This is a genomic window from Mucilaginibacter sp. OK283 (genome assembly GCF_900110415.1).
Taxonomy (GTDB): Bacteria; Bacteroidota; Bacteroidia; order Sphingobacteriales; family Sphingobacteriaceae; genus Mucilaginibacter.
Window position 1 is genome coordinate 13,877 of record NZ_FODR01000014.1, and the last position, 26,195, is coordinate 40,071.

The 26,195-nt window shown below is 42.6% G+C and carries 21 protein-coding genes; 3 read left to right on the forward strand and 18 right to left on the reverse strand.

Features of this window, described 5'->3' with window-relative positions; genetic code table 11:
• Nucleotides 1-6 precede the first annotated feature (6 nt).
• The 11 genes from BMX56_RS25125 to BMX56_RS25175 all read right to left on the reverse strand — a co-directional run bounded on the left by BMX56_RS25125 (nucleotide 7) and on the right by BMX56_RS25175 (nucleotide 13,120).
• Entirely contained in the window at nucleotides 7-783 is a 777-nt protein-coding gene (locus BMX56_RS25125) for an enoyl-CoA hydratase/isomerase family protein (RefSeq protein WP_090652466.1), read from the reverse strand.
• A gap of 8 nt (nucleotides 784-791) precedes the next feature.
• On the reverse strand, nucleotides 792-2,606 hold the full coding sequence (locus tag BMX56_RS25130) for an AMP-dependent synthetase/ligase (protein WP_090652467.1): 1,815 nt from the start codon (nucleotides 2,604-2,606) through the stop codon (nucleotides 792-794).
• Between the two features lie 31 nt (nucleotides 2,607-2,637).
• Nucleotides 2,638-3,813, reverse strand: coding sequence for an acetyl-CoA C-acyltransferase (locus BMX56_RS25135; protein WP_090652468.1), 1,176 nt, complete (start codon nucleotides 3,811-3,813; stop codon nucleotides 2,638-2,640).
• A gap of 28 nt (nucleotides 3,814-3,841) precedes the next feature.
• Nucleotides 3,842-6,223, reverse strand: a complete 2,382-nt coding sequence (locus tag BMX56_RS25140; protein WP_090652469.1) for a 3-hydroxyacyl-CoA dehydrogenase/enoyl-CoA hydratase family protein — start codon at nucleotides 6,221-6,223, stop codon at nucleotides 3,842-3,844.
• 29 nt (nucleotides 6,224-6,252) lie between these two features.
• Nucleotides 6,253-6,705 carry a DUF2147 domain-containing protein gene (locus BMX56_RS25145; RefSeq protein ID WP_090652470.1) on the reverse strand — a complete coding sequence of 151 codons (453 nt, stop codon included), beginning with the start codon at nucleotides 6,703-6,705 and terminating at the stop codon, nucleotides 6,253-6,255.
• 357 nt (nucleotides 6,706-7,062) lie between these two features.
• Nucleotides 7,063-7,332 (reverse strand): acyl-CoA-binding protein, encoded by a 270-nt coding sequence (locus BMX56_RS25150; protein ID WP_090652471.1) that lies wholly within the window; start codon nucleotides 7,330-7,332, stop codon nucleotides 7,063-7,065.
• Nucleotides 7,333-7,342: 10 nt separating this feature from the next.
• Nucleotides 7,343-7,792, reverse strand: a complete 450-nt coding sequence (locus tag BMX56_RS25155) for an acyl-CoA thioesterase (protein ID WP_090652472.1) — start codon at nucleotides 7,790-7,792, stop codon at nucleotides 7,343-7,345.
• A 13-nt stretch (nucleotides 7,793-7,805) separates the two neighbouring features.
• Complete coding sequence (locus BMX56_RS25160; protein WP_090652473.1) at nucleotides 7,806-8,783, reverse strand: electron transfer flavoprotein subunit alpha/FixB family protein; 978 nt, start codon at nucleotides 8,781-8,783, stop codon at nucleotides 7,806-7,808.
• 60 nt (nucleotides 8,784-8,843) lie between these two features.
• Complete coding sequence (locus BMX56_RS25165) at nucleotides 8,844-9,587, reverse strand: electron transfer flavoprotein subunit beta/FixA family protein (RefSeq protein ID WP_090652474.1); 744 nt, start codon at nucleotides 9,585-9,587, stop codon at nucleotides 8,844-8,846.
• A 437-nt stretch (nucleotides 9,588-10,024) separates the two neighbouring features.
• Entirely contained in the window at nucleotides 10,025-11,821 is a 1,797-nt protein-coding gene (locus BMX56_RS25170; protein WP_090652475.1) for an acyl-CoA dehydrogenase family protein, read from the reverse strand.
• A 411-nt stretch (nucleotides 11,822-12,232) separates the two neighbouring features.
• Nucleotides 12,233-13,120, reverse strand: a complete 888-nt coding sequence (locus tag BMX56_RS25175; protein WP_090652476.1) for a helix-turn-helix domain-containing protein — start codon at nucleotides 13,118-13,120, stop codon at nucleotides 12,233-12,235.
• A gap of 234 nt (nucleotides 13,121-13,354) precedes the next feature.
• On the opposite strand from BMX56_RS25175, the gene BMX56_RS25180 reads away from it, so the two are divergent.
• Both BMX56_RS25180 and BMX56_RS25185 read left to right on the forward strand, forming a co-directional pair.
• A complete protein-coding gene (locus BMX56_RS25180) occupies nucleotides 13,355-14,578 on the forward strand; it encodes an OmpP1/FadL family transporter (protein WP_090652477.1) in 1,224 nt (407 codons plus the stop codon).
• Between the two features lie 19 nt (nucleotides 14,579-14,597).
• On the forward strand, nucleotides 14,598-15,917 hold the full coding sequence (locus tag BMX56_RS25185) for an SGNH/GDSL hydrolase family protein (RefSeq protein WP_090652478.1): 1,320 nt from the start codon (nucleotides 14,598-14,600) through the stop codon (nucleotides 15,915-15,917).
• A 138-nt stretch (nucleotides 15,918-16,055) separates the two neighbouring features.
• Here BMX56_RS25185 and BMX56_RS25190 read toward each other — a convergent pair whose 3' ends face one another.
• Both BMX56_RS25190 and BMX56_RS25195 read right to left on the reverse strand, forming a co-directional pair.
• The gene (locus BMX56_RS25190) at nucleotides 16,056-16,865 is read right to left on the reverse strand and encodes a patatin-like phospholipase family protein (RefSeq protein ID WP_090652622.1); all 810 of its coding nucleotides are present in this window, start codon (nucleotides 16,863-16,865) and stop codon (nucleotides 16,056-16,058) included.
• Between the two features lie 217 nt (nucleotides 16,866-17,082).
• Nucleotides 17,083-17,463 (reverse strand): RNA recognition motif domain-containing protein, encoded by a 381-nt coding sequence (locus tag BMX56_RS25195; RefSeq protein WP_090652479.1) that lies wholly within the window; start codon nucleotides 17,461-17,463, stop codon nucleotides 17,083-17,085.
• Between the two features lie 172 nt (nucleotides 17,464-17,635).
• On the opposite strand from BMX56_RS25195, the gene BMX56_RS25200 reads away from it, so the two are divergent.
• Nucleotides 17,636-20,311, forward strand: a complete 2,676-nt coding sequence (locus BMX56_RS25200; protein ID WP_090652480.1) for a DUF7133 domain-containing protein — start codon at nucleotides 17,636-17,638, stop codon at nucleotides 20,309-20,311.
• Between the two features lie 354 nt (nucleotides 20,312-20,665).
• On the opposite strand, the gene BMX56_RS25205 is transcribed toward BMX56_RS25200, so the two are convergent.
• The 5 genes from BMX56_RS25205 to BMX56_RS25225 all read right to left on the reverse strand — a co-directional run bounded on the left by BMX56_RS25205 (nucleotide 20,666) and on the right by BMX56_RS25225 (nucleotide 26,155).
• The gene (locus BMX56_RS25205; RefSeq protein WP_090652481.1) at nucleotides 20,666-21,625 is read right to left on the reverse strand and encodes a hypothetical protein; all 960 of its coding nucleotides are present in this window, start codon (nucleotides 21,623-21,625) and stop codon (nucleotides 20,666-20,668) included.
• A 3-nt stretch (nucleotides 21,626-21,628) separates the two neighbouring features.
• On the reverse strand, nucleotides 21,629-22,909 hold the full coding sequence (locus BMX56_RS25210) for an MBOAT family O-acyltransferase (RefSeq protein ID WP_255369917.1): 1,281 nt from the start codon (nucleotides 22,907-22,909) through the stop codon (nucleotides 21,629-21,631).
• Nucleotides 22,910-23,490: 581 nt separating this feature from the next.
• A complete protein-coding gene (locus BMX56_RS25215; protein ID WP_177183913.1) occupies nucleotides 23,491-23,919 on the reverse strand; it encodes a helix-turn-helix domain-containing protein in 429 nt (142 codons plus the stop codon).
• Nucleotides 23,920-24,234: 315 nt separating this feature from the next.
• Nucleotides 24,235-24,615 (reverse strand): response regulator, encoded by a 381-nt coding sequence (locus BMX56_RS25220; protein ID WP_090652484.1) that lies wholly within the window; start codon nucleotides 24,613-24,615, stop codon nucleotides 24,235-24,237.
• A gap of 64 nt (nucleotides 24,616-24,679) precedes the next feature.
• Entirely contained in the window at nucleotides 24,680-26,155 is a 1,476-nt protein-coding gene (locus BMX56_RS25225) for a PAS domain-containing protein (RefSeq protein WP_090652485.1), read from the reverse strand.
• Between the last annotated feature and the right edge of the window lie 40 nt (nucleotides 26,156-26,195).

Genomic DNA, 26,195 nt, shown 5'->3' on the forward strand with positions numbered 1-26,195 from the left:
CATCAATTAATTTGCGGTTGTATTTTTTGCTTTTAAATTCTGGATCATCATTTGCAGGCCTTGCCTGGTGGCCGGGGCCCACCATTGCTCCAGCATCTTATTTAAAGTACGGGTTTGATCGGTCTTTAATTTACTTATCAACTGCTTACGCAAATTTAGCTTACTTTCACTCCAGGTAACGGGGTTCAGTTTCATATAAACAGTTATCTTCTTTACAGCAGCCTTCATCAAGCTATCCGGTGCACTAATTTCATCAATCAAACCCGCTTCCAGCGCTTCATCTACCTGGAGCAATTTGCCCTCCAGTAAATATTGATAGGCTTTGCGCCTACCAAGCCAGAATGAATACAAATTAAAAACACTATCCGGAACAATAATGCCCACAGGAACTTCATTTAACCCAATGACAAATTTCCCTGCAGCCATTACCCGGTAATCGCAGCAAATAGCTAATATGCAGCCTCCGGCCGGGCTATGACCGCTTATGGCAGCAACCATTGGCTTCCTGAAAGCTGTTAGCGTATTTTGCAACACTAAAAAGTCGATCCAAAATCCGCGGCTTTGTTCCTGATCGTAATCATAAGCCTCTATCAAATCAATACCGGATGAGAAAAAGCCTTCCTTACCGGTTAAAATCACGCCGCCCACATTGTCATCATTCTCGAGTTTGTGGATACAATCAGTCAGTTCTTTAACCATCTGATGATTGATAGGATTTGAACGCCCCCTGTCAAGTGTAATTACAACAAGTTTATCCTGTATGGTTGTTTGAAATGTGCTCATCTGCTAAATCAATTTACAAGGGTTGGGTTATCACTCACTTCGCTGAGATACATTTTATCTATCTGGGCTTTGTACTTTTCGGCTATCACCTTCCGTTTCATTTTCCCGGTTGGTGTAAGCTCGCCGCTATCTATCGACCATTCATCTGGAAGCAAGGTTATTTTTTTTACCTGTTCAACATGGTTAAACTCGGGATTGTATTTATTGATAATTGATTGGTACAGTTCAATCACCCTGGTATCTTTAATTAGTTCCCCGTTGGATGAAAACGAGATCTCGTGTTGCTTGCACCAGGGTTTTAAATGCGTATAAGAAGGTACAATCAATGCCGAAACAAATTTTCTCTCCGAGCCACACACCATCATCTGTTCAATAAAATAGTTTTCTTTCATTTTATTTTCGATGGGTAGCGGCGCAACATATTTGCCGCCGGATGTTTTAAAGATCTCTTTTTTGCGATCGGTTATCTTCAGGAAGGAATCCTTATCCAGTTCGCCAATATCGCCGGTATGGAACCAGCCGTCTTCTATCACCTCAGCGGTAAGTTCCGGGTTTTTATAATAGCCGGCCATAACGTTAGGGCCCTTGCAAAGGATTTCGCCATCGGCTGCTATCCTGGCCTGCACACCGTCAAGAAGGGGGCCAACGGTCCCAAATTTTCTGCCGCTTTTTTCATACCGGTTAACAGCAATTACCGGCGAAGTCTCGGTAAGCCCGTAGCCTTCTAAAATAACGATATTGGCTGCCGTAAAAATCCGTTCCAGTTTAATAGGGCAAGCCGAACTGCCAACCACTACCGCTTTTATGTTGCCGCCTATAGCATTACGCCACTTGCTGAATACCAGTTTATCGGCTATGGCAAGCTTAATTTTATACCACTCGCTGTTGCCATTAATCTCATATGCTTCGGCCAGTTTTACCGACCAAAAGAAGATCTTCCTTTTAATACCGGTTAGTTTCTGGCCCTCGACCATGATTTTTTCAAACACTTTTTCGAGCAAACGCGGAACAGCTGTAAAAAGAGAAGGCTTTACCTCTTTCAAATTTGCGCCAATGGTATCCATATTTTCGGCGTAGTAAATAGAAAAACCGTTGAAGAGATAAACATAGGTACACATCTTTTCGAAAATGTGGTTGAGTGGCAAAAAACTCAAAACACATTTTTCTTTCAATGGGATCCTGGCAAGCACTTCGCCGGATGCTGCTGCATTGCTCATGATATTTTTATGGGTAAGCATCACTCCCTTAGGGCGGCCGGTAGTACCGGAAGTATAAATGATGGTTGCGATATCATTTTCGGTAATCTGATCGCTGACTTGCCTTATTTTTTGCAGGTCATCTTCCTTTAAAGGTTTAAGTAATGTGCCCCAATGCATGCAGCCATCTATATCATCAAAAGTATAAATGCCTTTTAATGATGGTATATTTAAATATACCTCTTTAACCTTATCGCATAAATCTTTACTGCTTACAAATACGTATTTAACTTCGGCCTCATTTAATATCTGTTCAATATCTTTAGTGCCCGTATTAGGGTATAACGGAACCAGCACGGCACCTGTTTGCTGCACTGCCAGGTCGGTTATTACCCATTCGGGCCGGCCGTTGCTGATCAGCCCTATTTTATCGCGCCCTTCCGTGGTGCCATCACCAGCCGAAACGCCCAGATTCAATAAAGCAATGGACAATTGGTAAATTAAATCGTGCGCCTGTTTTGTGCTGTATGCCTTCCAGGCACCGTTCTCTTTTGCATTTAGGAAATTTGCCCCTGGCGCCTTGGCCTGGGTATCCATGCAATCAAATAGTCTTGTCGCGCGTTCCATATTGCAACAATATTTAAATAAAGGTTGCCCTTTACAGTAATTCAAATACACCCGCTGCGCCTTGCCCGGTGCCCACACACATGGTAACTATACCATATTTTTTTTCACGCCTTTTTAATTCATTAAAAAGCTGAACCGAAAGCTTGGCACCTGTGCAACCAAGCGGATGGCCCAATGCTATGGCACCGCCATTTACATTAATGATGTCGGGATCAAGTTCCAGCCCTTTAATAATAGCTAATGACTGTGATGCAAATGCCTCATTCAATTCTATCAAGTCAATATCCTGCTGTTTCATCCCGGCCATTTTTAACACTTTGGGTATAGCTACCAATGGCCCTATCCCCATAATGCGCGGCGGCACACCCGCAACAGCGTAGTTAACCAGCCTTGCAATAGGTTTAAGATTATTGGCTTTTAAAAACCGTTCGCTCACCACCATTACAAAGGCCGCACCATCGCTTGTTTGCGATGAGTTGCCGGCTGTTACCATCCCTTTTGCATCAAATACGGGTTTTAACTTGGCCAAGGCATCAATGGATGTATCGGCACGCGGCCCTTCATCCACATCTACCTTAAACTCCCTTTTCTTTTTTTTCCCGCTTTCGTCAACATAGGTTTCCACAATATTTACCGGGGCTATTTCATCTTTAAATTTGCCCGATTTGATGGCATTGATAGCTTTTTGATGTGAGTTATAGGCAAACTGATCCTGCTCTTCGCGGCTAACATGATATTCTTTTGCCACAGCTTCGGCTGTAAGGCCCATCCCCCAGTAATAATCAGGATGCGCCAGGGCAACATCGGCATTTGGTACAATGCGCCAGCCTCCCATCGGAATCAGGCTCATACTTTCTACACCGCCGGCAATAATGCAATCGGCAATGCCGCTGTGTATTTTTGCCGAAGCTATCGCGATAGTTTCCAGGCCGGATGAGCAGTAGCGATTTACCGTCATGCCGGGTACTTTATCGGTATCCAATGCCATTAACGAGATGAGCCTGGCCACATTTAAGCCCTGCTCGGCTTCGGGGGTGGCATTGCCCACAATCACATCGTCTATCTGCTCCTTATCAACATTAGGCACCGATGCCATTAACTGCCTGATAACATCTGCGGCAAGCGTATCCGGCCGGGTAAACCTAAATCCACCCCGGGTAGCTTTTCCAACAGCGCTGCGGCTGGCTGCCACTATGTATGCGTTCATTTTATCGAGATTTTATACTTATTAAAACTTAGTTCCTTAACACTTTTCCGCCTGTTAAAATAGATTGTATCCGCTCAAGCGTTTTCTTTTCGGCGCAAAGCGAAATAAAGGCTTCGCGCTCCAGGCCAAGCAAATACTCTTCGCTTACTATCGAGGGTTGAGACAGATCACCTCCCGAAAGCACATAGGCCAGCTTCTGGGATATTTTTACGTCATGTTCGCTAATGTAGTTGCCGCTATACATCGTATTGGCGCCCACATATCCAAGGCCAAGGGCCTGCTTGCCCAATACCCTGATATCGCTGCGCGGAATAGGCTGTACATATCCCTCATTTGCCATTTGCAGGCATTGTTGTTTTGCTTCGGCAAGCAACCTGTCGCGCGATACCACTACCACATCCCTTCCCTTTTTAAGGTACCCGAATTCAAAAGCCTCATAAGCCGATGTGGATACTTTTGCCTGGCCAATGGTTAAAAACCTGTCGCGGAAATTATTCAGCTCAACATCGCCTTCCTGTAACTCGTCTGAAAGCCGGAGGGCAAATTCTTTTGTTCCGCCGCCACCCGGTATCAAACCAACGCCAAATTCAACCAGGCCCATATACAATTCGGCATGGGCTACCACTTTATCAGCATGAAGGCACATTTCGCAGCCACCACCCAAAGCCATCTGGTGAGGGGCTATCACAACCGGGATGGATGAGTAACGGATCCGCATCATGGTATTTTGGAAGGTTTTCACTACAATGTTCAGTTCATCAAACTCCTGTTCAACCGCCATCATAAATATCATACCTACATTTGCCCCGGCGCTAAAATTGGCTCCCTCGTTTGATATTACCAGGCCTTTGTAGCTGGTTTCGGCAAGGGTAATGGCTTTGTTGATGCCTTCAATTACCTCGCCGCCGATGGTATTCATTTTAGTATGAAACTCCAGGTTTAATATACCATCGCCAATATCGGTAATGGTGGTTCCGCTGTTTTTCCATACGGTATTTGTAGCGCGAATGGTATCCAGCAAAATAAGTCCTTCGGTTCCCGGAATTATTTTATAATCCTTAGCCGGAATATCGTAATACAAGCGTTTACCGTTCTCAATTTTGTAGAAGCTTTTTGCGCCTACGGCCAGCATATCATATACCCATTGGGCAGGTTTATTGCCGGCTGCTTCCATGGCTTTTACGGTATCTTCAACACCCAGTGCGTCCCATTTTTCAAAAGGGCCCATTTCCCAGCCAAAGCCGGCCTTTGTGGCTGCATCTATTTTATAAAGCTCGTCGGCTATTTCGGGAATACGATTGCCGGCGTAAGCAAATAACTCGTAAAACGTTGCCCGGTAAAAATCACCGGCTTTATCTTTTGCAGCGATTAATATTTTGAGGCGGGCCGGGAGACTGTCAACTGCCTTAGTAGTTTCCAGCGAGGCGAATTTCACTTTCTGAGAGGGCTTATATTCCAGCGTTTTTAAATCGAGCGCGTAAAACTGGTTTACGCCGTCAACTTTTTCTTTTTTATAAAAACCCTGGCCTGTTTTACTGCCCAGCCAGTTGTTTTTTACCATGCCATCTACAAATGATGGCACCTTAAATAACTCTCTTGCTTCATCATCCGGTGCGTTTTGATAAAGGCCATTGGCTACGTGTACCATGGTATCTAAGCCCACCACATCATTGGTGCGGAATGTTGCCGATTTAGGATGACCTATTACCGGCCCGGTTAGCTTATCAACCTCTTCCACTGTCATACCGGTTTTCTCTACGTATTGCAGCACACTCATGATGCTGAACACCCCAATGCGGTTGCCGATAAATGCAGGGGTGTCTTTAGCCAAAACGGTGGTTTTGCCAAGGTATTTGCTGCCATAGTCCATCAAAAAGTTAACCACGCTACCTAATGTTTCTTTTATGGGGATGATCTCCAATAATTTTAAATACCGGGGCGGGTTAAAGAAGTGGCTGCCGCAAAAATGCTTTTTGAAATCATCGCTCCTGCCTTCGGCCATTAAATGTATGGGGATGCCGGATGTGTTTGATGTGATGAGCGTGCCGGGTTTCCTGTATTTTTCTACCGTTTCAAATACCTGGCGTTTAATATCAAGGCGCTCAACAACTACCTCGATAACCCAATCGCAGTCGGCAATTTTGGGCATATCGTCGGTAAAATTCCCGGTAGTGATGCGTTTGGCAAATGATTTTAGGTAAATGGGCGATGGATTGGATTTTAAGGCAAAATCCAGCGCATCATTAACAATTTTATTCCGGGCTTTTTTATCGTCCGGCGGGGCATCTTTAGGTACAATATCAAGCAACAGCACCTGTACGCCGGTATTTGCGAAATGGCAGGCTATACGGCTGCCCATCACTCCCGACCCCAGTACTGCAACTTTTTTTATAATTCGTTTAGCATCCATCGGTAAAGCTTGTTTATTAAATTCTAAATTTATTCGGCCCGCGACCAGGTTGTAGTACGCCCAAACAGCGAAATGCCGATGTAGCCGCGGATATCTAAGGTTTTGCCCTTATAAGTTATTTTGCAGGAGTACGTTTTCCCGTTTAGCGGATCGTAAATGGTACCGCCTGTATACTTGTCGTCGCCATCTTTTTCAAAATCGGCCAAAACAGGTAAGCCCAACCGGGGCCTTGTGCGCAATTTTTCGTCAACGTTCATTTCGTCGACTTTTGGTTTGCCGTTTTTAAGGGGTTCTTTAAGCCACACCACCTTGCCATAAAACTTACCATTGCTTTCTTTTGTGATCTGGATTTTAGCGCTTTTTACATCGTTATACCACATGCCCTCAATTCTGTCTGCCTGCGCTTTTACGCAAACGCTTACCGAGAGCAGACTTAGCAGGATTAGTGCAAAACGGATAGGTTGTTTTTTTGATACAGACATTGTTTCAGGTATTATTTTTACAAAAAAACCATCTCTTTTTTTGAGGCATATCCATGATTTTCAGATTTACAAATAGTAATCCCGGCATCAGAAGCCATCTCTCAATAAGAAACAGGTAGAATTATAAAATGATTAAAATAATTTAGCCCCGCTAATTAACGGGATGGTTTATAATAACAAATATCAGCTTATGCTACGCTTAACAAAGGTTAAAACGACGGAAACATTTGTCAATATTTCGGAAATTAAAGTTAACCTCTTTTGTTTGATAATTGCGCTACTAAATAATATTAAGTCGGAAGTTCTAAGTCTGAAGTCCTAAGCCGGAAGTATTATTTTTGACTTAAGATTTCCAACTTAAGACTGTCCGCCTTTCAGGGTTGCTACCAAATCAATATATAGTTGCATTGCAACATCGGCTGCCATACCCTTCTGTTTTAGCCAGGCGTCATATTTTGCCTTGGCCACAAAATCAAACATACCCGGAGTATTTTGAGTATTAATATCCCCTTCTGTTGCCTGTTTGTATAGGCTATATAAGCTTAGCAATATTTCGTTATCCGGTTTTGACGGCAGTTGCTTGCTTTCGGCAACCGCCTTTTCAAAGGCATCTTTTAAGTCGGTCATGGTTTAATTATTAGTTGCTGGCAGTATTGCGCTCTTCAATATAATCACTACTCCGGGGTGCATTCATAAACATCTGGCTTAGTTCTGCGGGCAATATGGCAAGCCTGCGTTTTTCCATATCTATCCAGGCACCTTCGGCATTTACTATTGCGGCTTTAACACCATCGCCCCGGTATAACTCGTGCCTGATTGCCCAGCGGGAGCCGTCGGGCCGCGAGCTTATAAGTTCGCAGCTTACCCGGATCAGGTCATTAATCCCAATCTCGCGCAGGTAAATCAATTCTTCCCGGAACAGTACGGGCCCTATTTTATATTCGTAAAGTTTGGGGAGTTTTAAACCCAGGTTTTCCAGCATGGTTATACGTGCCTGTGCTGCAAAATCGGCATAAGCAGAATGCCGCATGTGCTGGTTTGAATCTATTTGCGACCATAGTACCTGGCCTTCATAAAAAAATTCCATAACCCTTATTGTTTTATTTATGCTGTTGCTTAAACTTCCTGACGGCTGCTGTCAGTCTTGGTAAAATCTCCATGGCATCGCCTACAACACCGTAATTGGCAGCTTTAAAAAAAGGAGCTTCGGGATCTTTGTTAATCACTACAATGATTTTTGAACCGTTAACGCCCGCCAGGTGTTGTATAGCGCCTGATATCCCTACTGCTATATAAAGATTTGGGCGAACTGTACCGCCTGTTTGGCCAACATGCTCGTGATGTGGCCGCCAGTGCGAATCGGCCACCGGGCGCGAGCAGGCTGTGGCAGCACCCAGTTCTTTTGCCAGTTCTTCCAGTATTCCCCAGTTTTCGGGCCCTTTCATGCCGCGCCCGCCGGAGACAACCAGTTCGGCGTCAGCAAGCGCCACCTCGCCGGTTACTTTATTTACAGCTTTCACTTTTACACCGAAATCTTCTTCGCCAAAGCTTACATCCAATTGCTCTATAACTGCTTTCCCTTGAATTTTGGCTGCCGGGAAAGTATTCGGCATCAGCATAATTACCTTTATATCGCTTAAAATATTCACATAGGCGAAAGCCTTGCCCGAGAATACGGCTTTTTTGATCACAAATCCTTTTTCGGTATCGGGATACGACAATGCACCCGCCACCAGGCCGGCCCCTAATTTCACGGCCACCCGCGGGGCAACCATCCTGCCGCCGATGTCATGAAGCGTTATAATTATTTTACTCCCCTCCTTTTGAGCTGCAGCTATCACCGCGCCGGCGTAAGCCCGTGCATGCAGCTCGTTTAAACGGCTATCAGCAACATGTAAAACTTTTTGAGCGCCATATTCACCAAGGCTCTCCATTTCGGCAGCGGCAACGGTGCCTAAAACAAGGGCAGTTACCGCGGTACCCGTTTGCTTAGCTATGTGTGCGGCATAGTGTAGCGCCTCAAAATTTTTCTTTTTAATCGTTCCCCCGGTATGTTCTATCAATACAATTACAGACATTTTTTTAAGTTTTTTGGTTTGAGAAATGCCCGGTACAGGTAGCGGGCAAAAAATAAGCTATCAGATTACTTTGGCCTCGATATGCAGCAATGCTACCAGCTCGTCCATATCATCGGGGCTTACCAGTTTAATCCCGGCTTTGGCCGGCGGTAATTCATAAGACAGTATTTGGGTAAGCGGTGCTATTTTAGTGGGCACAACAACCTTTAACGGGCGTGTACGCGCAGCCATTATACCACGCATGTTGGGTATGCGCGCCTCGGCAACTCCTTTTTGGCAGGATATTACCACGGGTAAATTACAGGCATCAGTTTCTTCGCCGCCTTCTATTTCACGGGTTACCACTGCCCCATTATCTTCCACTTGTATCCCCGTTGCAAAACCAATGTAATTGATATCCAGCAATCCGGCCAGCATGGTACCTGTAGTGCCGTTATTGTAATCGATAGATTCCTTGCCGCATAAAATAAGATCGTAAGCGCCCCCGGCAGCATACTCCGCTATATAACCGGCGGTTTCATACGGATCATCGCTATCGGCATCAATGCGGATGGCTTCATCGCCACCCAATGCAAGCGCTTTCCTGATCACCGGCTCGACATTGGCAGAACCAACAGTTACAAGGTGAACCTCAGTAGCTATACCGGTTTCCTTTAGTTCAATTGCCCGGATGAGGGCATACCATTCATCGTAAGGGTTAATTACGTAAGTAACACCATCGCTGCTGATGGCGGTGTTATTGTTTTTTAACACAATTTTAGTACTGGTATCCGGTACCTGGCTTATACAAACTAATACTTTCATTATTAGATTTTTATTTTTTAGGTTGATGTTGTTAAAACGGCGGGGATTCCCCCCTGACCTTTTCTATCTTTTGTCATCCTGACTGGTGAAATCCGTAGATTTTGAAGAGGAAATGACATTCAAAATAAAAGACTGTCATCCTGAGTGATAAAATTTCACGAAATTCTGAAGCGGAAATGACATCAAAAATAAAGACTGTCATGCTGAGGAACTAAGCATCTATTCGCGAACTTTTCTATCGGTCATGCATAGCTGATAGATCCTTCGTACCTCAGGATGACAGGAAAATTGGAAGCATCTATTCGCGAACTTTTCTATCGGTCATGCACAGCTGACAGATCCTTCGTTCCTCAGGATGACAGAAAAATTGGACATGTTATTTTCCGCGTCAGAGTCATCATGGATTTTACCACTCAATATGACAGTCTTTCCCCGGCTTAAAAACAATATTTATTTTCGGCTATCAGTTTTGCGGCAACGTTCCTGCGTGCCTGGGTGGTATTAAAATCTTCGGTTTTGGTGAAGCGCTTAAGTCCCATCAGCATCATTCTTCTTTCATCGCCTTCGGCAAACGAGTTTAATGCTTCCCGGCCGGCTTTTGCAAGATGTTCTGCCGCATCGTTAATATATACGCGCATGATATCCAACTGTTCTTTACAAGCTTCTTCACCCCTTAAACCCACCAGCTTTTCTACCCGCAGTTGCAACGATTCGCTCACATAAAGTTCTATCAGCATATCGGCCAGGTTCATCAGCACCTCTTGTTCTTTACCCAATTGTGTCATCAGTTTTTGCACGGCCGCGCCTGCTACCATCAATATGGCCTTTTTAAAATTGGCTATGTATTTCTTTTCTTTAGCAAACAGTCCATCATCTTCGGCTGCACCAAAATCGGGGATGCTTACCAGTTCGCCGGCTACTTTTTGGGCCGGGCCCATCAGGTCAAGTTCACCCTTCATGGCGCGTTTAAGCATCATATCAACCGTTAACAAGCGGTTAATTTCATTAGTGCCCTCGAAGATCCGGTTAATCCTCGAATCGCGATACGCTCTGTCCATTGGTGCCTCGGCGCTGTATCCCATCCCGCCGTAAATCTGTACGCCTTCGTCGGTTACATAATCCAAAACTTCGGATGCGTGAACTTTAAGGATTGCCGCTTCTATAGCATATTGCTCGGTTCCTTTTAATTTAGCTTTGGTTTCATCAAGCCCCGATGCCATTAACATTTCGGTAGCTTCCTCCATATTCTGACAGGCCCTGTAAACAGCCGATTCTGAAGCATAAGTGCGGATAGCCTGTTGGGCCAGCTTGTATCTTATAGCCCCGTACTTCGAAATCTGGCGGCCAAACTGTTCGCGTTCATTGGCGTAACGTACAGATGCGGTAATTACATCTTTGCTTGCCCCTACCGTCCCACCGCCTAATTTGATACGGCCGAGATTTAATATATTAACCGCTATCTTGAACCCATTCTGACGTTCGGACAGCAGGTTCTCAACCGGTACTTTGCAATCGTTAAAAAACACCTGCCGGGTCGAGCTCCCTTTGATACCCATTTTGTGTTCTTCGGTATTCAGCGAGAGGCCTTCAAAATCTTTTTCGACAATAAAGGCGCTTAGGTTTTCATCATCATCTATTTTGGCAAAAACGGTAAATACATCGGCGAAGCCCGCATTGGTGATCCACATTTTTTGACCTGTGATGAGATAATGTTTACCATCAGCAGACAGCTTCGCCTTTGTTTTGCCCGAGTTGGCATCTGAGCCTGCGGCTGGTTCGGTTAGGCAATAAGCGCCTTTCCACTCGCCGCTTGCCAGTTTAGGAACATATTTTTGTTTTTGCGCTTCGGTACCGTAGTATAGTATCGGCATGGTGCCTATACCTGTGTGTGCCGAAAACGCTACTGAAAACGAATGCCCGGCCCCCAGTTTCTCGGTAACCAGCATAGATGTTTTAAAATCTTTACCAAAACCGCCGTATTCTTCAGGTACCGATATGCCTAACAACCCAAGCGCGCCAGCCTCGTCCATTAAATGCCGCATCAGTCCTTCCTCCTGCTCGTCAATACGCTGCAGGTTGGGTGTAACCTGCTGGGCAAGAAAATTGGTACATGTTTCGGCAATCATCAACTGCTCTTCATTCCATTCTTCGGGAATAAAAATGCTGTCTGCAGAAGTCTCCCGGATCAGAAACTCCCCTCCTTTTATGGCTTTCATTGGTTCAGTGGCATTCATAAATAAGTATTTAATGGTTGTGTTTTGTCTCGTTTTAAAATTTAGCCGATTATATTAATCACTATGTTATATCAGTAATTATCAGCATGTAACATGCGCCCCGGTTTAAAGAGCTGCAATTGGTTTTATAATCAGGAGTAAAATTAGCAGCGATGTTAAACTAAAGAAAGGGCTGCAATGCGGAGATATTAGTCAAAAAGTCGGATTGGGGTTGATTGGGTGAGTGGTTGATTGGGTTGGATTGAGTTGATTAGGTTGGAATAGTTAAGAGACGATCAGAATTAAGCTACATTGCTGTTGAGTTGTTCTGAACCGGATCAAACAGATTTTCCTGAATTTGATTTGAATCAACTTAATAACTTAATCAACCACTCACCCAATCAACTCAATCCAACCCAATCAACCACCCACTCAATGCCCAGACACCGCCCTGTAATCAGACGGGGACATGCCTGCATGTTTTTTGAAGTATTTGCCAAAGGAGGATTGATCGGGGAAATGGATATCCTCGGCTACACGGGCTATGCTTACATCGTGGTTTCTTAATAATACTTTGGCCTCCAGTATTACCGCGTCATCTATCCATTCGCCGGCGGTTCTGCCGGTAACTTCTTTAACGGTTTCTGTTAAATGTTTGGGGGATACATACAGTGCATCGGCATAATACTGCACATTACGATGTTCTTTATAGTGATGAAAAACCAGTTCCTGGAAAAGTACGTTCAGTTCCTGTTTCCGGGTTTGCTTGCCTTTTATGATGATGTGCTGCTTTTCGTAAATGGCCTGTATTTCATAAAGCAGGGTCATCAAAATACTCCTGGAAATTTCCACATTGTAGGGATGTCCCTCACGGTCTAATTTTTTTTGTATCAATAAGTAAATCTCCAGTATCATCCTGGCATCTGCTTTATCGGGATAAATTACCGGGATAGATGCACTTTTAAAATAACTGAACGACTCCAAAAAATGGCTGTTGACGCTATTTTCTGTTAAAAAAGCTTTGCTAAAAACAACAAAACGGCACAGAAAGTCATCGCTGCTGTTATAAATTCGTAAAACATGAAAGGGGGTCGCCAAAAGCATGGCATCGGGCCTGGCATCATAAACCTGCAGATTAACTTCTACTTTGGCGGTACCCCTTGTACAAATACCTATAATATAACCATCCGAACGGTACGGATACTCGCTCAAACTCAATAGCTGTTTTTCGTCAACAACAAAAAAATCAGCACCGGCCAGCTTGTCGGCGTATAGATCGGCAAATTTTGATAAGCTTAATTGTCCAACCTTACTACTCATGTGTATATTTAATTATATTTATTTAATTCTTCTATTTTTCAAAAGCTCCCGAAACGCCGAAGGTTTTAAAGTATTTTTTGCCCATAAACTTAAATATAAGCGTTATCCCGACTTTTTGACTAATATCTCCGCATTATAGCCCTTTTTTTCTTTTCAATCCAAACTAATTTTATTCCCGATAGTTGCCAATTGTAATCCACATACAATTGCCTATTATAAACCAATTATATTTTTATGAGAAAAGTATTACTATTGATGCTTATTGTATCGCCGCTGATGGCTTTTTCCCAGGGTTTCCAGGTAAACCTGGAGGGGCAAAAGCAAATAGGTATGGGCCATACCGGGGTGGGAACCTTACAGGATGGCGCTTCTGTATTTTTTAACCCGGGTGCAGTAGCCATGCTGCCAGAAAACTACATACAGGGCGGCATAAGCCCGTTATTTTTCAAATCTGATTTTAACCCGGCCGGCACATCAACGCAAAACAGAACCTCCAATAAGATTGCAACCCCGTTCGAGTTTTACGCGGTTTGGGGGCCCAAATCGTCTTTTTGGAAATTAGGGCTTGGTGTTTATACCCCCTTTGGCGGTTTAACCGATTGGGGTAACACCTGGCAGGGCAAATACGTGCTGGAGAGCCTTAATTTGAAAGCTATTTATTTTCAGCCTACGCTAAGCATTAAGCTGGCCGACTTCCTGAGTATTGGCGGCGGTTTTGTTTATAACCATGGCAGCGTTGACCTTACCCGCGCCATACCCCTGGCAAACAGCTCCGGCGAACCCGGCCAGGCCGAATTGAAAGGTAGCGGAAAAGGTTACGGATGGAATGCCGGCATCTACATTAAAACAGAATCGGGCATAACCGTCGGGATAACCCACCGTTCGCGGGTAAATACCACTATTTCCAATGGTAATGCTATTTTTAAAGTACCTGCATCAATACAAAGTAGTTTCCCGCAGCCAAATACATTTACTTCAACCATACCATTACCGGCCACCAATTCTATCGGCTTCGGTTTTTACCCTTGCAGTAAATGGATACTGGCGCTTGATGTTAACCTGGTTAACTGGGATGCCTATAAAACATTATCATTTGATTATAAAACCAATACAGCAGCTTTACAGGATACACACTCGGCCAGGAATTACCAGCAGGCTGTTAGCCTGCGCGGCGGTGCACAATACAAAGCTACCGATAAACTTGCCCTGCGTTTTGGCGGAGGCTATGCCAGCACCGCTGTTGCAGATGGTTATGTAACACCCGAAGCGCCTGATGCTAACCGCGTTTATGGTACGCTGGGCTTAGGTTATACATTGGCCAAACACCTTGATATAGATATCTCCTTTGAGTATGAACACCTGATGCAGCGTACCCAAACCAATATCGAATCGCAGCTATCGGGAACATTTAAAACAGATGTATACATTCCTGGTATCTCATTGGCTTATCACTGGTAATTCTTAAAGAAATTAATACATGAAAACACTTAAACAGCATATTTATATTATTGCAGGGTTACTTTTATTAGGCGCCTGCAAGCCCGAGATCCATACACCAAAACCGGTTGCCGGCTCGGCCGATTTCTCGAGGTACATATCGGTGGGCAATTCGCTTACAGCAGGCTATGCCGATGGTGGCTTATACCTTGCAGGGCAACAGGTATCCTACCCCAGCATTATTGGTAAACAAATGCAGGCTGTGGGTGGCGGAACGTTTACCCAGCCATTGTTTAGCACCGCGCAGGCAAACGGATCGGGCTATTTATCATTAACCGGGTTTAACGCCGACGGTACACCAATAACCACAGCGGTTACCTCAAACCTGGGTATCCGTGGCCAGGTAACTGTTCCTGGTTTTGGCAATGTTATTTTATATACCAAATACTCGGGCGATATTAATAACTACGGTGTACCGGGTATTAAACTGTTGCACATCACCTATGCACCTTATGGCAACCTTAACGGATATTTTGAACGCCTGCTACCCGGAAACCCGCCAACAAACTCGACCACCTATCTTGATTTTGTTACGGCGAAACCATTTACCTTTTTCTCAAACTGGCTGGGTAACAATGATGCTTTAAGTTATGCAACATCGGGCGGTGCCGGAGATGTACTGACAGATAAGAATACCTTTGCTTATTTGTATAATGTATTGATAACTACCCTAACCTCCAAAGGCCAAAAAGGCGTAGTTGCGACGATACCCGATGTAACTTCGATACCCTATTTTAATACCATCACCGTATCGGCAATACTGGCCGGAGTTCAAAAAGCGAATCCCGCAGTGCAGGCCCTGTATATTAAAGCACTGGTTTCGGGTAGTACATATGCACCACGCGCGGCAACAGCCAGTGACCTTATTGTACTCACCTTCCCTACAAGTAAAATTGGCCAGCCGGTTGCAACGCCTTTTGGCAACCTGCCTTATGGCTTAACCCCTTATACGCCCATAGACAACCAATATGTGCTTGATGAAAAAGAAATTGCCCTTACCGAAGACTATGTTACATCATACAACAATACAATAAAAACGATAGCCGCAGCAAAAGGCCTGGCTATTTTTGACGCCTACACTTTTTTGCGGAATATAAAACAGAACGGACTGGTTGTAGATGGCGTAAGTGTTAATTCCAATTATATAAGCGGTGGCCTGTTTTCGCTGGACGGGGTACACCTTACACCACGCGGTTACGCTATAGTAGCCGATGAATTTATCAAAGCCATTAATGACAAATACAATTCGTCTATCCCGCGGGTAAACATATCTGATTATAACGGGGTGAAATTCCCTTGATACAGTTGGCGGTTTTCGGTCGGCAGTACGCAATTTACAGTTTGCCAGCTGGGGAACATCTAATAGGCGTTCGATAAACCACCATTACTTATGCAAAAACAGGATAAGCTACTCATATACGGGTAGCTTATCCTGTTTTTACTTTTTTTGTCCCTGGATTAACTCTTTCAATTTTTCGTTGCCATTAATAGCTTTTAATCCTTCTTCGTAGCCTATCATATAAATTTCGTCCATCGCATCAGTGTCAAAAATACCGTAGCCACCTAAATTATGTGGTTCAATAACTATATCGCACAGCATTTTCCGCGCACTGAGGCTTGAATTGATGGTTATCATAGCGGCCCTATCAACCAGGTTGCCGAATGACTTAATGCTGCTAACCACTGGTAAATGATTACAGGACGAGCCAATGATCAGGTCGCAATTGCCCACTAATGGCTCAACCGGAAAGTTATTGAGTATCCCTCCATCTACATACATATGGTTGTTAATTGTAATAGGCGCAAAAATACCTGGCAGGCAGCACGACGCCAAAATTGCCGTATCCAGCTCGCCATCGGTAAAATAAACCAATTTTGCTTCACCCAGATCGACGGCCGAGATTGTAACATGGGTTTTGAGATTTTGAAAAGAATTATGCGGAATAAATTTAGATATCAAAAAACGGGCCTTTAAAATCGAAATTAAACCATGACTGCCAAAAGCAGGGCGCAGCAATTTAAGCAGGCTATTTTCTTTTAACATGCGTAATATTTCTTGCGGGGCATATCCCTCGGCAAAAAAAGCTGCGGCTATTGCCCCGGCGCTTGTGCCGGATATATGCGAGAATTTAATGCCTTGATCGGTAAGCGCTTGTAACACCCCTAAGTGAGACACACCTCTTACGCCGCCACCTGAAAGTGCCAATCCAATTTTTTTTTCCTTATATTGATCGATACGTGGATCCATTATATTTTTTTTACGTGCCTTCATCAGTGCCAAAGGTATCTGAGGGCCCCAATTCGCATTTTACTTTAATTCAAATAAGGTTAAAAAATTCGTCAAATCATATTTTAATATGTTTTAAACTGACCGGCAAAATACTATGCACGATAACAAAACCGTCTAAAACGGAATTTTGAACATATTAAGGATTATGTAGCTTTGAGAAAAATGTTATCATCGGTTAGCGCCTGGGCCGTTTAGCCCGTTGAGTTTTTGAACCCTGATCGGGTTTCCTGGAAAACGGCCTTGCGGGTTCTTGTTTTTGTGACGTTTCGTTCCCGGTGAGTCTTACACTTATCGTCCGGCCGTCAATAACGATACCGTCCAGCGCTTCAATTGCTCTTTTTGCACCAGCGGGATCAAGCACTGTTACAAATCCAAAACATCTACTTTCATTCGTTTCCTGATCACGGACAATTGTGAGCGTTCCTACAGTGCAATAAGTTGTAAAGAGTTCTAATAAGCTGATCTCGTCCATTTCGCGTGAAAAGCCTACCACAAATAATTTAGCCATAGGGTTAAAGATAATCGATAAAATGTTAAAGTAGCGCGGCTTTTGCATATTTATTTAGGAGGCTACTGTTACCCCCCATGTAGCACCACCTGGCCGTTCCGGCTTAGGAAATTTGGCTAAGCCACACAAAACAAATTAAAAATAATTATAACTATTCTTCAACTAAACACATAGCTTTATCTTTTGAATAACCTGCTTATTTCAAATCATTTATAAACCTATGTTAAAAGTTTCCTTCAGTTTTTTATTTGTTTTTGCTTTTTTAGCTATGTCCGGCTACTTAACCGGTACCATTTTTCAACAAGAACAAGGGCGGCCTAAGCCCGCGTTGCCTCATCAAAAAACGGCTGCCGGTGGCCCGCAACCGGATTCTTTACATTGGCCGGCCGGTTTAACCGTGAACACATTTGCTGGGCCCGACCTTACGCCAAGTCCTGCCTGTATCGCAACGGCGCCTACCGGCGAGGTATTTGTTGGTATAGATATGATTGGCTCATTAGGTAAAACCCCCGGCAAAGGAAAAATTTTGAGGCTGGTTGATAGCGATAACGACGGCAAGCCGGATAAGCATACCGATTTTGCCGAAGTGGACGATCCGCGGGGGATACTGGTAATGGGCGACCAGGTTTTTGTTATGCATACCGTTTTTAGTAAAGAAACAGGTAAAGCAACCGGAATGAACCTGGAAGTTTTTGAAGATAAAGACCGGGATGGCATTGCCGATGGGCCACCCAAACCGCTTATTGAGCATATAAGCAATGCGCACATGCTGGCCGAACGGGGCACAGACCATGCCACCAACGGTATCCGGATGGGTATTGACGGATGGATTTATATTGCTGTAGGCGACTTTGGCTTTCATGACGCCATTGACCGCAGCGGCAAAAAACTGACAATGCTGGGTGGTGGTATTGTACGGGTACGGCCAGATGGAACCGAGATGGAAATTTACACCCACGGAACCCGTAACATTTATGATGTAGCCATTGACCCTTATATGAATATTTTTACAAGGGATAATACCAATGATGGCGGCGGGTGGAACATTCGTTTTTCTCACCATATTCAATCGGCCGAGTATGGCTACCCTGTATTATTTCAGCATTTTACCGATGAGATATTGCCAGCCCTTGTTGATTTGGGTGGAGGATCGGGCACCGGTTCTTTATTTATGGACGAACCAACCTGGCCTGAAAAATACAATCATGTGCCCATGACAGCCGACTGGGGGCGAAGTGAATTGTATATCAACCGGTTAACACCCGATGGTGCCAGTTTTCAGCAAAAAGAAGAGGAATTTATATCGTTGCCGCAAATTACAGACCTGGATGTAGATGGTTCGGGGCGGCTCTATCTTTCGGCATGGGATGGTGCAGGTTACTCGGGCGATCCGGCCAAAGGTTACGTGGTAAGGGCGATACCCAATAATTGGAGCTACAAAGCTTTTCCCGACCTTAAAGCTGCTTCAACAAGCGAGTTGGCCGCTTACCTGAAATCGGCCAGTGCGGTTACAAGGCTAAATGCCTCCCAGGAATTAATTACCCGGCCTGCTGACGAGGCCGGGAGGCTCTCGCTGGCTATTGCTACTGATGCTACCCTGCCATTATATGCCCGTGTAGCAGGTTTGTTCACGTATGCCCAGGCAACCCGTGAAAAAGGGGTGCCAGCATTGGTACAATTATCGGGCGATAGCAGATTAAAGGAATTTGCCTTAAGGGCAATGGCCGACAGGAAACGGAGCATAAAACAAATACCTTTGGAGCCCTTTTTAGCCGGCCTGAAAGATCCTTCTGAACGCGTAAGGGCAGCGGCTATTGTAGGATTGGGCCGACTTGACAACCTGGTAGCAGCACAGCCATTGTTAGCTACGCCTGTTCCTGCAAGTTTTGTGGCACCCGGCAAGAATGAGGAAGGCCCACATGCCAAACCTAATTCTGCAATTATTCCGGCGCATTTAACAGTAAGGGCGCTTGTTAATTTAAACGCGGTTGATGATTGTGTTAAGGCTGTTGGTACCGCACATGCCACCCTGGCGCTATGGGCTTTAAGGTATATGTATGATACCAAAGCGGTTGATGGTTTAATAGCGTCGTACTCAACAGTTAAGGATGAAAAAACAAAAAAGCAAATACTGGTAACCCTTTCACGCCTGTACAAAAAAGAAGCTGATTATGATGCTTCCTGGTGGTGGGGCACAAGACCAGATTCGCACGGGCCAATTTATAAGGGTGTAAGCTGGGATGGCTCAACCCGGATCGAGCGGTTTTTAAAAACTGAATGGACAAAATCGGGCCCGAAAGGAAAACAGTTTTTTGCAGATTTAAACGCCCGCCATCAAATGGGGATTGCGGCGTTTGGCGGCGAAGAAAAAAGTGTAGCCACGAAAGAAGTAAAGGTAGACCTTGCAAAAATCGTTAACAAGAAAGGTCAGATTGGGAAATCCTCTATCGAGGATATTATGCTGATGCTTGCCAAAATAAAGGGCGACCCTTTTAAGGGAAAGGTTCTTTTTGCCCGCCAGGGCTGTATAGCATGCCACAGTTTAACCAGGGCCGAAAAACCGAAGGGTCCATTCATGGGGCAGATAGGCTCTATCATGACACGGCAACAAATTGCAGAATCGGTTCTTAAACCGAATGCATCCATCTCACAGGGTTTTGCTACAGTCATGATTTCTGCAAAAGGAAACAAAAGCTATATGGGTTTCATTACCGAAGAATCGGCCCGGAAAATCGTGATGAGGAATATTGCGGGTGAAGTTTTTACAATTAACACTGCCGACATTTTGAGCCGAAAAGAATTGAAAACATCCATGATGCCAACCGGTTTGGCCAATGCTTTATCTTATGATGAGTTTGCATCCCTGGTCACTTTTCTTTCACAACAAAAAAACTAAGCCTGTTGCCAACAAGTGCCAGGGTGATTGTTCGGCATGTGATTGGTGTTATTACAACCCTTTTAACGCAAAAAAGCCGCTCATGTTTATGAGCGGCTTTCGGGTGGACCATAGTAGAAATTTCAACCAGGTTTATATATGGTTATCACGTTATATGGGGGCAAACAAAATTAAATGTCACATTAAATAAAAACAATAATCATAAAATTGCTCATCAGTACTGCTTAAGAGGCTCCTAAATTTGATTTAGAGTTATGTATCGTGTAAGAAATCATTGCCGTTAACTTCGGTCAACGGAATAACAATTAAGAACGGAAATATTTGGATGGTACGGTGTATCATTCAGCACCAAACTCATCTTAACACACCGGCAGAAGCATTAACCGCCCGGGCGTTAGCCATAATGGAATTGCTACCGGAAACCAGGATACCTGCTTCAATTTGTTTGTTAACGTAATTTGAAAACCTGAAAGCCCCTTTTAAATTTAAATGGCCGGGATCGGCAAATTCATCATCCCGTAACGGAAAATTATTAAAATCGATAAGTTTAACGTCGCTAAAATATCTATTTTTAATATCCAGATAAATTTTTTCATTGTGCCGGTATTCGTAATATTTGTATTGTGGGCTCCTAACCAAAAACAATTTTTTCTTTCGTTGTTTACAATAATCAATAATTTTCCTCAGGTATATCAGGTTAATATATGACAACCTTGATTTCAAAAAGCGGGCCTTATCTAATTCATGGGTCAAGCTATCGCCCTTGCTTAATGTTTGGGACCGGTCCAATTTCAAATACCCTCCCATCCTATCTGCAAAATTATAATTAAAAGTTATTGCTTTGAACAAGTTTTGCCTGGCGGATATAGATATACAATTGAAAAAAACTCCACGATCATGTTTAAATAAAACTTTGATATCTGAGGCATCCATAAATGATGAGTATAACGGGAACATATTAGACATGTATTTATAATCCCAGGTCCAGCCGTTCATTTTTTCATCAATCTGATTGTTTGAAAACTCAATCAATACCGTTTCAATTTGGGGATTTTGAGTTATTACTTTTTTAACTTTTTGATAGGTATAAAAATAGGGCTCTGCCGAGTGCGACAGGTTTTTTAAACCGGTTATCAAAGAATCATTAAAAGCGCATTCGGGATGCGAATGGCCAAACAATACAATTTTATTTTTTTTATTAATCTTAAAATCCGAAAATCTATTGACTAGGCAGGCTGGTATAGCAACTATACCACATAACAGCGTTAAACTGGTAAAAATAAAAAGCAAAGTATTTTTCAGAAAAAGCTTCATTGCTTAAAATTGAAAGTAAATAAATTGTTGTTCTTTGCCGGTAAAAAGGAAAATCAAAAAGACTAAAAGGTAGTAAAAAGCCATCCTGTAGGAGCGTTTTTGCAATTTAGGCAATGCCGAAATTGCGTAGGGGTTTTCGCGGCCGAGCCATTCAACTACCAGGAACAGTATTACCAGCAAAATGGTTTCAAATAACTGGCTTCGGTTAACATCAAGATTGAAGCCCGAAAACAGAGAGGCAGAAAATATTTTTGAAATATAGCTTAGTGCATGTGTTACGCTATTTGCTCTAAAAAATATCCAGGCAAATACCACCATCATGAAAGTTAAAACGATATGAGCTAACTCTGCAACGGTGGGTAAAAGTTTACCTTTGGCCACAATTTCCAGGTTATTTCTGTTTGTTTTTAAGATGATTGAGGGCATTATGAATAAAGCATTTAAAAAGCCCCAAACAATAAATGTCCAATTGGCGCCGTGCCAAAAACCACTTATTAAAAAAATGATAAAGGTATTCCTTATTTTCATCCAGGCGCCTCCCTTACTACCGCCCAAAGGCACGTACAAATAATCGCGAAACCAGGTTGACAGTGAGATATGCCATCTTCTCCAAAACTCCGCTACGTCTCTTGAAAAATACGGGAAGGCAAAATTCCTTAGCAGTTCAATCCCTAACAATCTTGCTACGCCGAGGGCTATATCTGAGTAACCGGAGAAATCGCAATAAATTTGGAATGCAAAAAACAAAGCGCCCAATACCAAGGTACTACCGGTATAAGCGGAGGAATTTGCAAAAATCATATTTGCATACCCTGCGCACTGATCTGCTATAACTATTTTTTTAAATAAGCCCCATAATATCTGGCGTAAGCCATCCGCCGCTTTGTAATAATCAAATGAACGTTTTGTTTTTATTTGCGGCAGCAAATGTGTTGCCCTTTCAATGGGCCCGGCCACCAACAGCGGAAAGAAACTGACGAATAGCGAATAGTCAACAAAGTTTCTTTCGGCCTGTATCCTATTTTTATAAATATCTATTACATAGGATAAACCATGGAAGGTATAAAAAGAGATACCAACCGGTAAAATTACCTTTAAAGTCCAGGGGCTTACGTGCAAGCCAATGTTTGCAGAGAACTGTGCAAATGACGAAGCAAAAAAATTATAGTATTTAAAAACACACAGAAAACCCAGGTTTATTATTACACTAAGCCAAAACCACATTTTTTTTCGTCTATTACCATCAGAACCCGCCATTTTAAGCCCGGTAAAATAGTCTAACAAGGTTGAAAAGATTAATAGGAAGAGAAAACGCCAATCCCAACAGGCATAAAAAAAGTAACTGGCAAAAAGCAGTAACAAGTTTTGCGTTCTTAAGCTTTTGTAAAATAATAACCAATAGAGGCCAAATACAACGGGTAAAAAAATTGCAAAGCCAATGGAGTTAAAAAGCATAAAACAAGAATTGATATTTTAGATGATAAGGAATTGTAAAACTCAATTAAACGTGTGCTCAAGATTGAAAAGCGGGTTTAACAAGCCCCTGAATTTTTGATTGAGGCTTTGGCTTAAGTAGTTAAAGTAACCGGCAATATTAAATTACTCCAGATGAAAAATTCAATTGGATAGCGATAATACCATGTATTGCTATTGCTGATTTGCCGGTTTACTAATTGCTTGGTTTTTATTGCATTTGGCCTTCTTAACGCTTAAATCCCTAAACGCATCCTTTTTGTTCATAAATAACATCACGAACAAAAATTCAATAAAGCCGCACATACTTAATAGTTTTTAAGTATGTGCCAAAAAATGCTTCTTTTATTAAAGAGTAGTTTTTTATTTATAATAACGAGCTGATTGAATATTCAATTCTTACCTTCGTGGCTCAACACCTCGTTAAATTTTTCAAGCAGCTTAATATATTTATCCATCCAATAATAGGTGGCATCGCGTGGTTGCTCTTTACCTACCAGGCGCTCAAAACCACTATCTGCATTTACAGAATTGATTTTCCTGGCAAAGGCATCTGGAAACTCCTTTGAAAAATCGTGGTCTATCACAAAACCAATCTGGCAGATAACATCCAAACTTAATTTTTTTGTTTCAAACCAATTATATAATGTACGACGACTAACATTTAGTTTGCGCGCAATTTCACTAATTCCCATATGATCTCTCCTCACAATACGTTCAACTATTTGTCCATAGTGCAAATCATTGCACACCGTTGCCTCGATTGTGGTGCCACCATTATCGAAATAGTCATTTACCGAGTAATCTTTAGTGCTGATCATAAAATACATCGTTTAGGTGAAAATTATATTATAAGAATTTTGTACATCAAATAAAATTTGTTGAACATGAATAACAGCACCAGGGGCGAGTGCTAATTGATTTTTTTAATAATAATTTAGGCGTTCAATTGAAAATATTGGTCGATCTTTACAATTGATTTTTTTATTAAATTTAGAGACATTAGAACAATAAACCAACCTTTTAAAGTCCAATTAATAACTACAAAAGGTCTGGAAAAGAGATATTTAACTTTAAATTACAGCCAATTACATAAAATTTCATAATAAGCAAATATCGTTATTCCGTAGCTGAAATCATTCAATTTTTATGCCAAATCCGGAGAAACGGGTTGTTATAAAACTTATTAAATCACGATCATTGCCGGCCTGGAAGGTGCAGTTTTTTACATTAATTATTTTAAAATGATGCTCAGCATCACCTGATTTTGCCGTAAATTGAATAAATGGAATTTTGTTTGTGTACAAATAGCTAAACATTGTTTTGTAAACATCAAACCCATTCATACCTGACATAATAATTTCGCATATAACCAAATCAGGCAAATACTCTTCCAGGTAACCAATCGCACTAAAACCGTCACTGGCCTCTAAAATTGTATATCCTTCAACCGAAAGAAGATCAGCGATATTTTTTCTGGTCACATCATTATCCTCAATGAGCAAAATATTGTTCATAAACAACCTGGTTTTGATAATAAAAAAATGTTATGCCGGCGTTAGGGAAATTGGCGGCGTTATTTTAGAAAGTTATATCTATAAGAATACCCGATAGTTTCTCGCATTTGCCATCTTTAAACTCCGGATAACCTGCTACTTTCACCTTCAGCAGGTGTCCTTTGGCCGTAATCATTTCAAAATCGCCGCCAAAAGGTTTTGCGTTTAACATGGCATTTTTTAAACCGATGGCTGCCCTGTCACGATTCTCGCCCTCTTTATAAAAGCTAATGGCAGTTTCAAGATCGGGCGTAAAATCAGCCGGTACCTCAAGCATTTCCTTTAATACCTTGCTCCAAACAGTTGTATTATCTTTAAAATTCCGGCTCCAGGCGCCTATACGCGCTATCTTCTGTGTTTTATTAAGTATTTCTAAAACTTCTTTATTTTCATTGATGCTAAGCCTAAAAGGCACGTAGTTTTGCGTCATAATCATAAACCCGCCTACTTCCTTTGAATCATCATACCAGGGTCTGATATCCCAGTGCATCCATGATAAGGTTCCATCCTTTTTTTCGACGATGCCATCATCAAAATAAATCTCGCCCTTGAGGCAGGTGGGTAGCAGGTCTTGAAATTGTGACGGAAACTCAGGCAATAGCTCATATAAATTACATCCGGTAATATCTTTATCTTGCAAATCATAATCTTCAATCCATTTCAATGATGCAGCTATAAAATGCATATCTATATCAAACATGGCAATGGCTATTGGCTCTTGCTCGATAAAAGCCTTGTAATTTATAACCTGGGGGCCTGCAGAATGATGATTTGAAGATTTATCTTTTAAATATTTTTGGTAACATTTTGAAAAATTAGAAGGGTTTGAAAAATTTAATAAAGATGCCATTTGCGATTTATTGTACCTTTTTTCGGCAATGTAGCGCTCGGCAAACTCCATTTGAAGCATGCGATAGTATGAAAAAATAGTATCGTTGTATTTTTCTTTAAAATCCCGTTTCAGCTTTGATTCGGATATAAAATGTTTTTTTGCAAGCGCAGCTATACTCGGAAACCCCGTAAAAATCCAGGATCTCAGGGTTTGAATAACCTCATCAAGATTATGATCGGTTGGATTCAGAAAGGCCTTTTTCTGCGGTAAATGTTCGTTATCAACTATCTTCTTTTCCATTGGGTTTAGTATTACAACCTGTACAAAAAAGCCATCAACCTGCCCTTCTACAAAATTTGGTGTATAAGTGGCACGTGTATTCATCATTTGCCCGCTACGATCCTGCAAAAACCGTTCAAAAACCTGCACATGTCCGTTTAAAGCGCCGTCTATATACTTTAAGTTATTTTGATATAGTGATTGTCCCAGTAACTCCCACAAATACATTTTATTTATCATTGCATCTGGTTCAATACCAAACCAGTTTCTGTAAGCATCATTTGCAAACCGGCAGATAAGGTTTTTATCCCAATACCCAAGCATCGCATCGCTGTGCTTTAATATCCCGGTGATAATTTCAATTAGAGACAGTTTAACTAAAAGCGGCATTTGTGCAAGAATATAAATGTAGCAATTTTCATAAACCCAT

Bases quoted from the DNA above. Each gene is read 5' to 3' on its own strand.
- BMX56_RS25125 (WP_090652466.1), bottom strand. From the start codon at position 783: ATGAGCACATTTCAAACAACCATACAGGATAAACTTGTTGTAATTACA.
- BMX56_RS25130 (WP_090652467.1), bottom strand. From the start codon at position 2,606: ATGGAACGCGCGACAAGACTATTTGATTGCATGGATACCCAGGCCAAG.
- BMX56_RS25135 (WP_090652468.1), bottom strand. From the start codon at position 3,813: ATGAACGCATACATAGTGGCAGCCAGCCGCAGCGCTGTTGGAAAAGCT.
- BMX56_RS25140 (WP_090652469.1), bottom strand. From the start codon at position 6,223: ATGGATGCTAAACGAATTATAAAAAAAGTTGCAGTACTGGGGTCGGGA.
- BMX56_RS25145 (WP_090652470.1), bottom strand. From the start codon at position 6,705: ATGTCTGTATCAAAAAAACAACCTATCCGTTTTGCACTAATCCTGCTA.
- BMX56_RS25150 (WP_090652471.1), bottom strand. From the start codon at position 7,332: ATGACCGACTTAAAAGATGCCTTTGAAAAGGCGGTTGCCGAAAGCAAG.
- BMX56_RS25155 (WP_090652472.1), bottom strand. From the start codon at position 7,792: ATGGAATTTTTTTATGAAGGCCAGGTACTATGGTCGCAAATAGATTCA.
- BMX56_RS25160 (WP_090652473.1), bottom strand. From the start codon at position 8,783: ATGTCTGTAATTGTATTGATAGAACATACCGGGGGAACGATTAAAAAG.
- BMX56_RS25165 (WP_090652474.1), bottom strand. From the start codon at position 9,587: ATGAAAGTATTAGTTTGTATAAGCCAGGTACCGGATACCAGTACTAAA.
- BMX56_RS25170 (WP_090652475.1), bottom strand. From the start codon at position 11,821: ATGAATGCCACTGAACCAATGAAAGCCATAAAAGGAGGGGAGTTTCTG.
- BMX56_RS25175 (WP_090652476.1), bottom strand. From the start codon at position 13,120: ATGAGTAGTAAGGTTGGACAATTAAGCTTATCAAAATTTGCCGATCTA.
- BMX56_RS25180 (WP_090652477.1), top strand. From the start codon at position 13,355: ATGAGAAAAGTATTACTATTGATGCTTATTGTATCGCCGCTGATGGCT.
- BMX56_RS25185 (WP_090652478.1), top strand. From the start codon at position 14,598: ATGAAAACACTTAAACAGCATATTTATATTATTGCAGGGTTACTTTTA.
- BMX56_RS25190 (WP_090652622.1), bottom strand. From the start codon at position 16,865: ATGGATCCACGTATCGATCAATATAAGGAAAAAAAAATTGGATTGGCA.
- BMX56_RS25195 (WP_090652479.1), bottom strand. From the start codon at position 17,463: ATGCAAAAGCCGCGCTACTTTAACATTTTATCGATTATCTTTAACCCT.
- BMX56_RS25200 (WP_090652480.1), top strand. From the start codon at position 17,636: ATGTTAAAAGTTTCCTTCAGTTTTTTATTTGTTTTTGCTTTTTTAGCT.
- BMX56_RS25205 (WP_090652481.1), bottom strand. From the start codon at position 21,625: ATGAAGCTTTTTCTGAAAAATACTTTGCTTTTTATTTTTACCAGTTTA.
- BMX56_RS25215 (WP_177183913.1), bottom strand. From the start codon at position 23,919: ATGATCAGCACTAAAGATTACTCGGTAAATGACTATTTCGATAATGGT.
- BMX56_RS25220 (WP_090652484.1), bottom strand. From the start codon at position 24,615: ATGAACAATATTTTGCTCATTGAGGATAATGATGTGACCAGAAAAAAT.
- BMX56_RS25225 (WP_090652485.1), bottom strand. From the start codon at position 26,155: ATGCCGCTTTTAGTTAAACTGTCTCTAATTGAAATTATCACCGGGATA.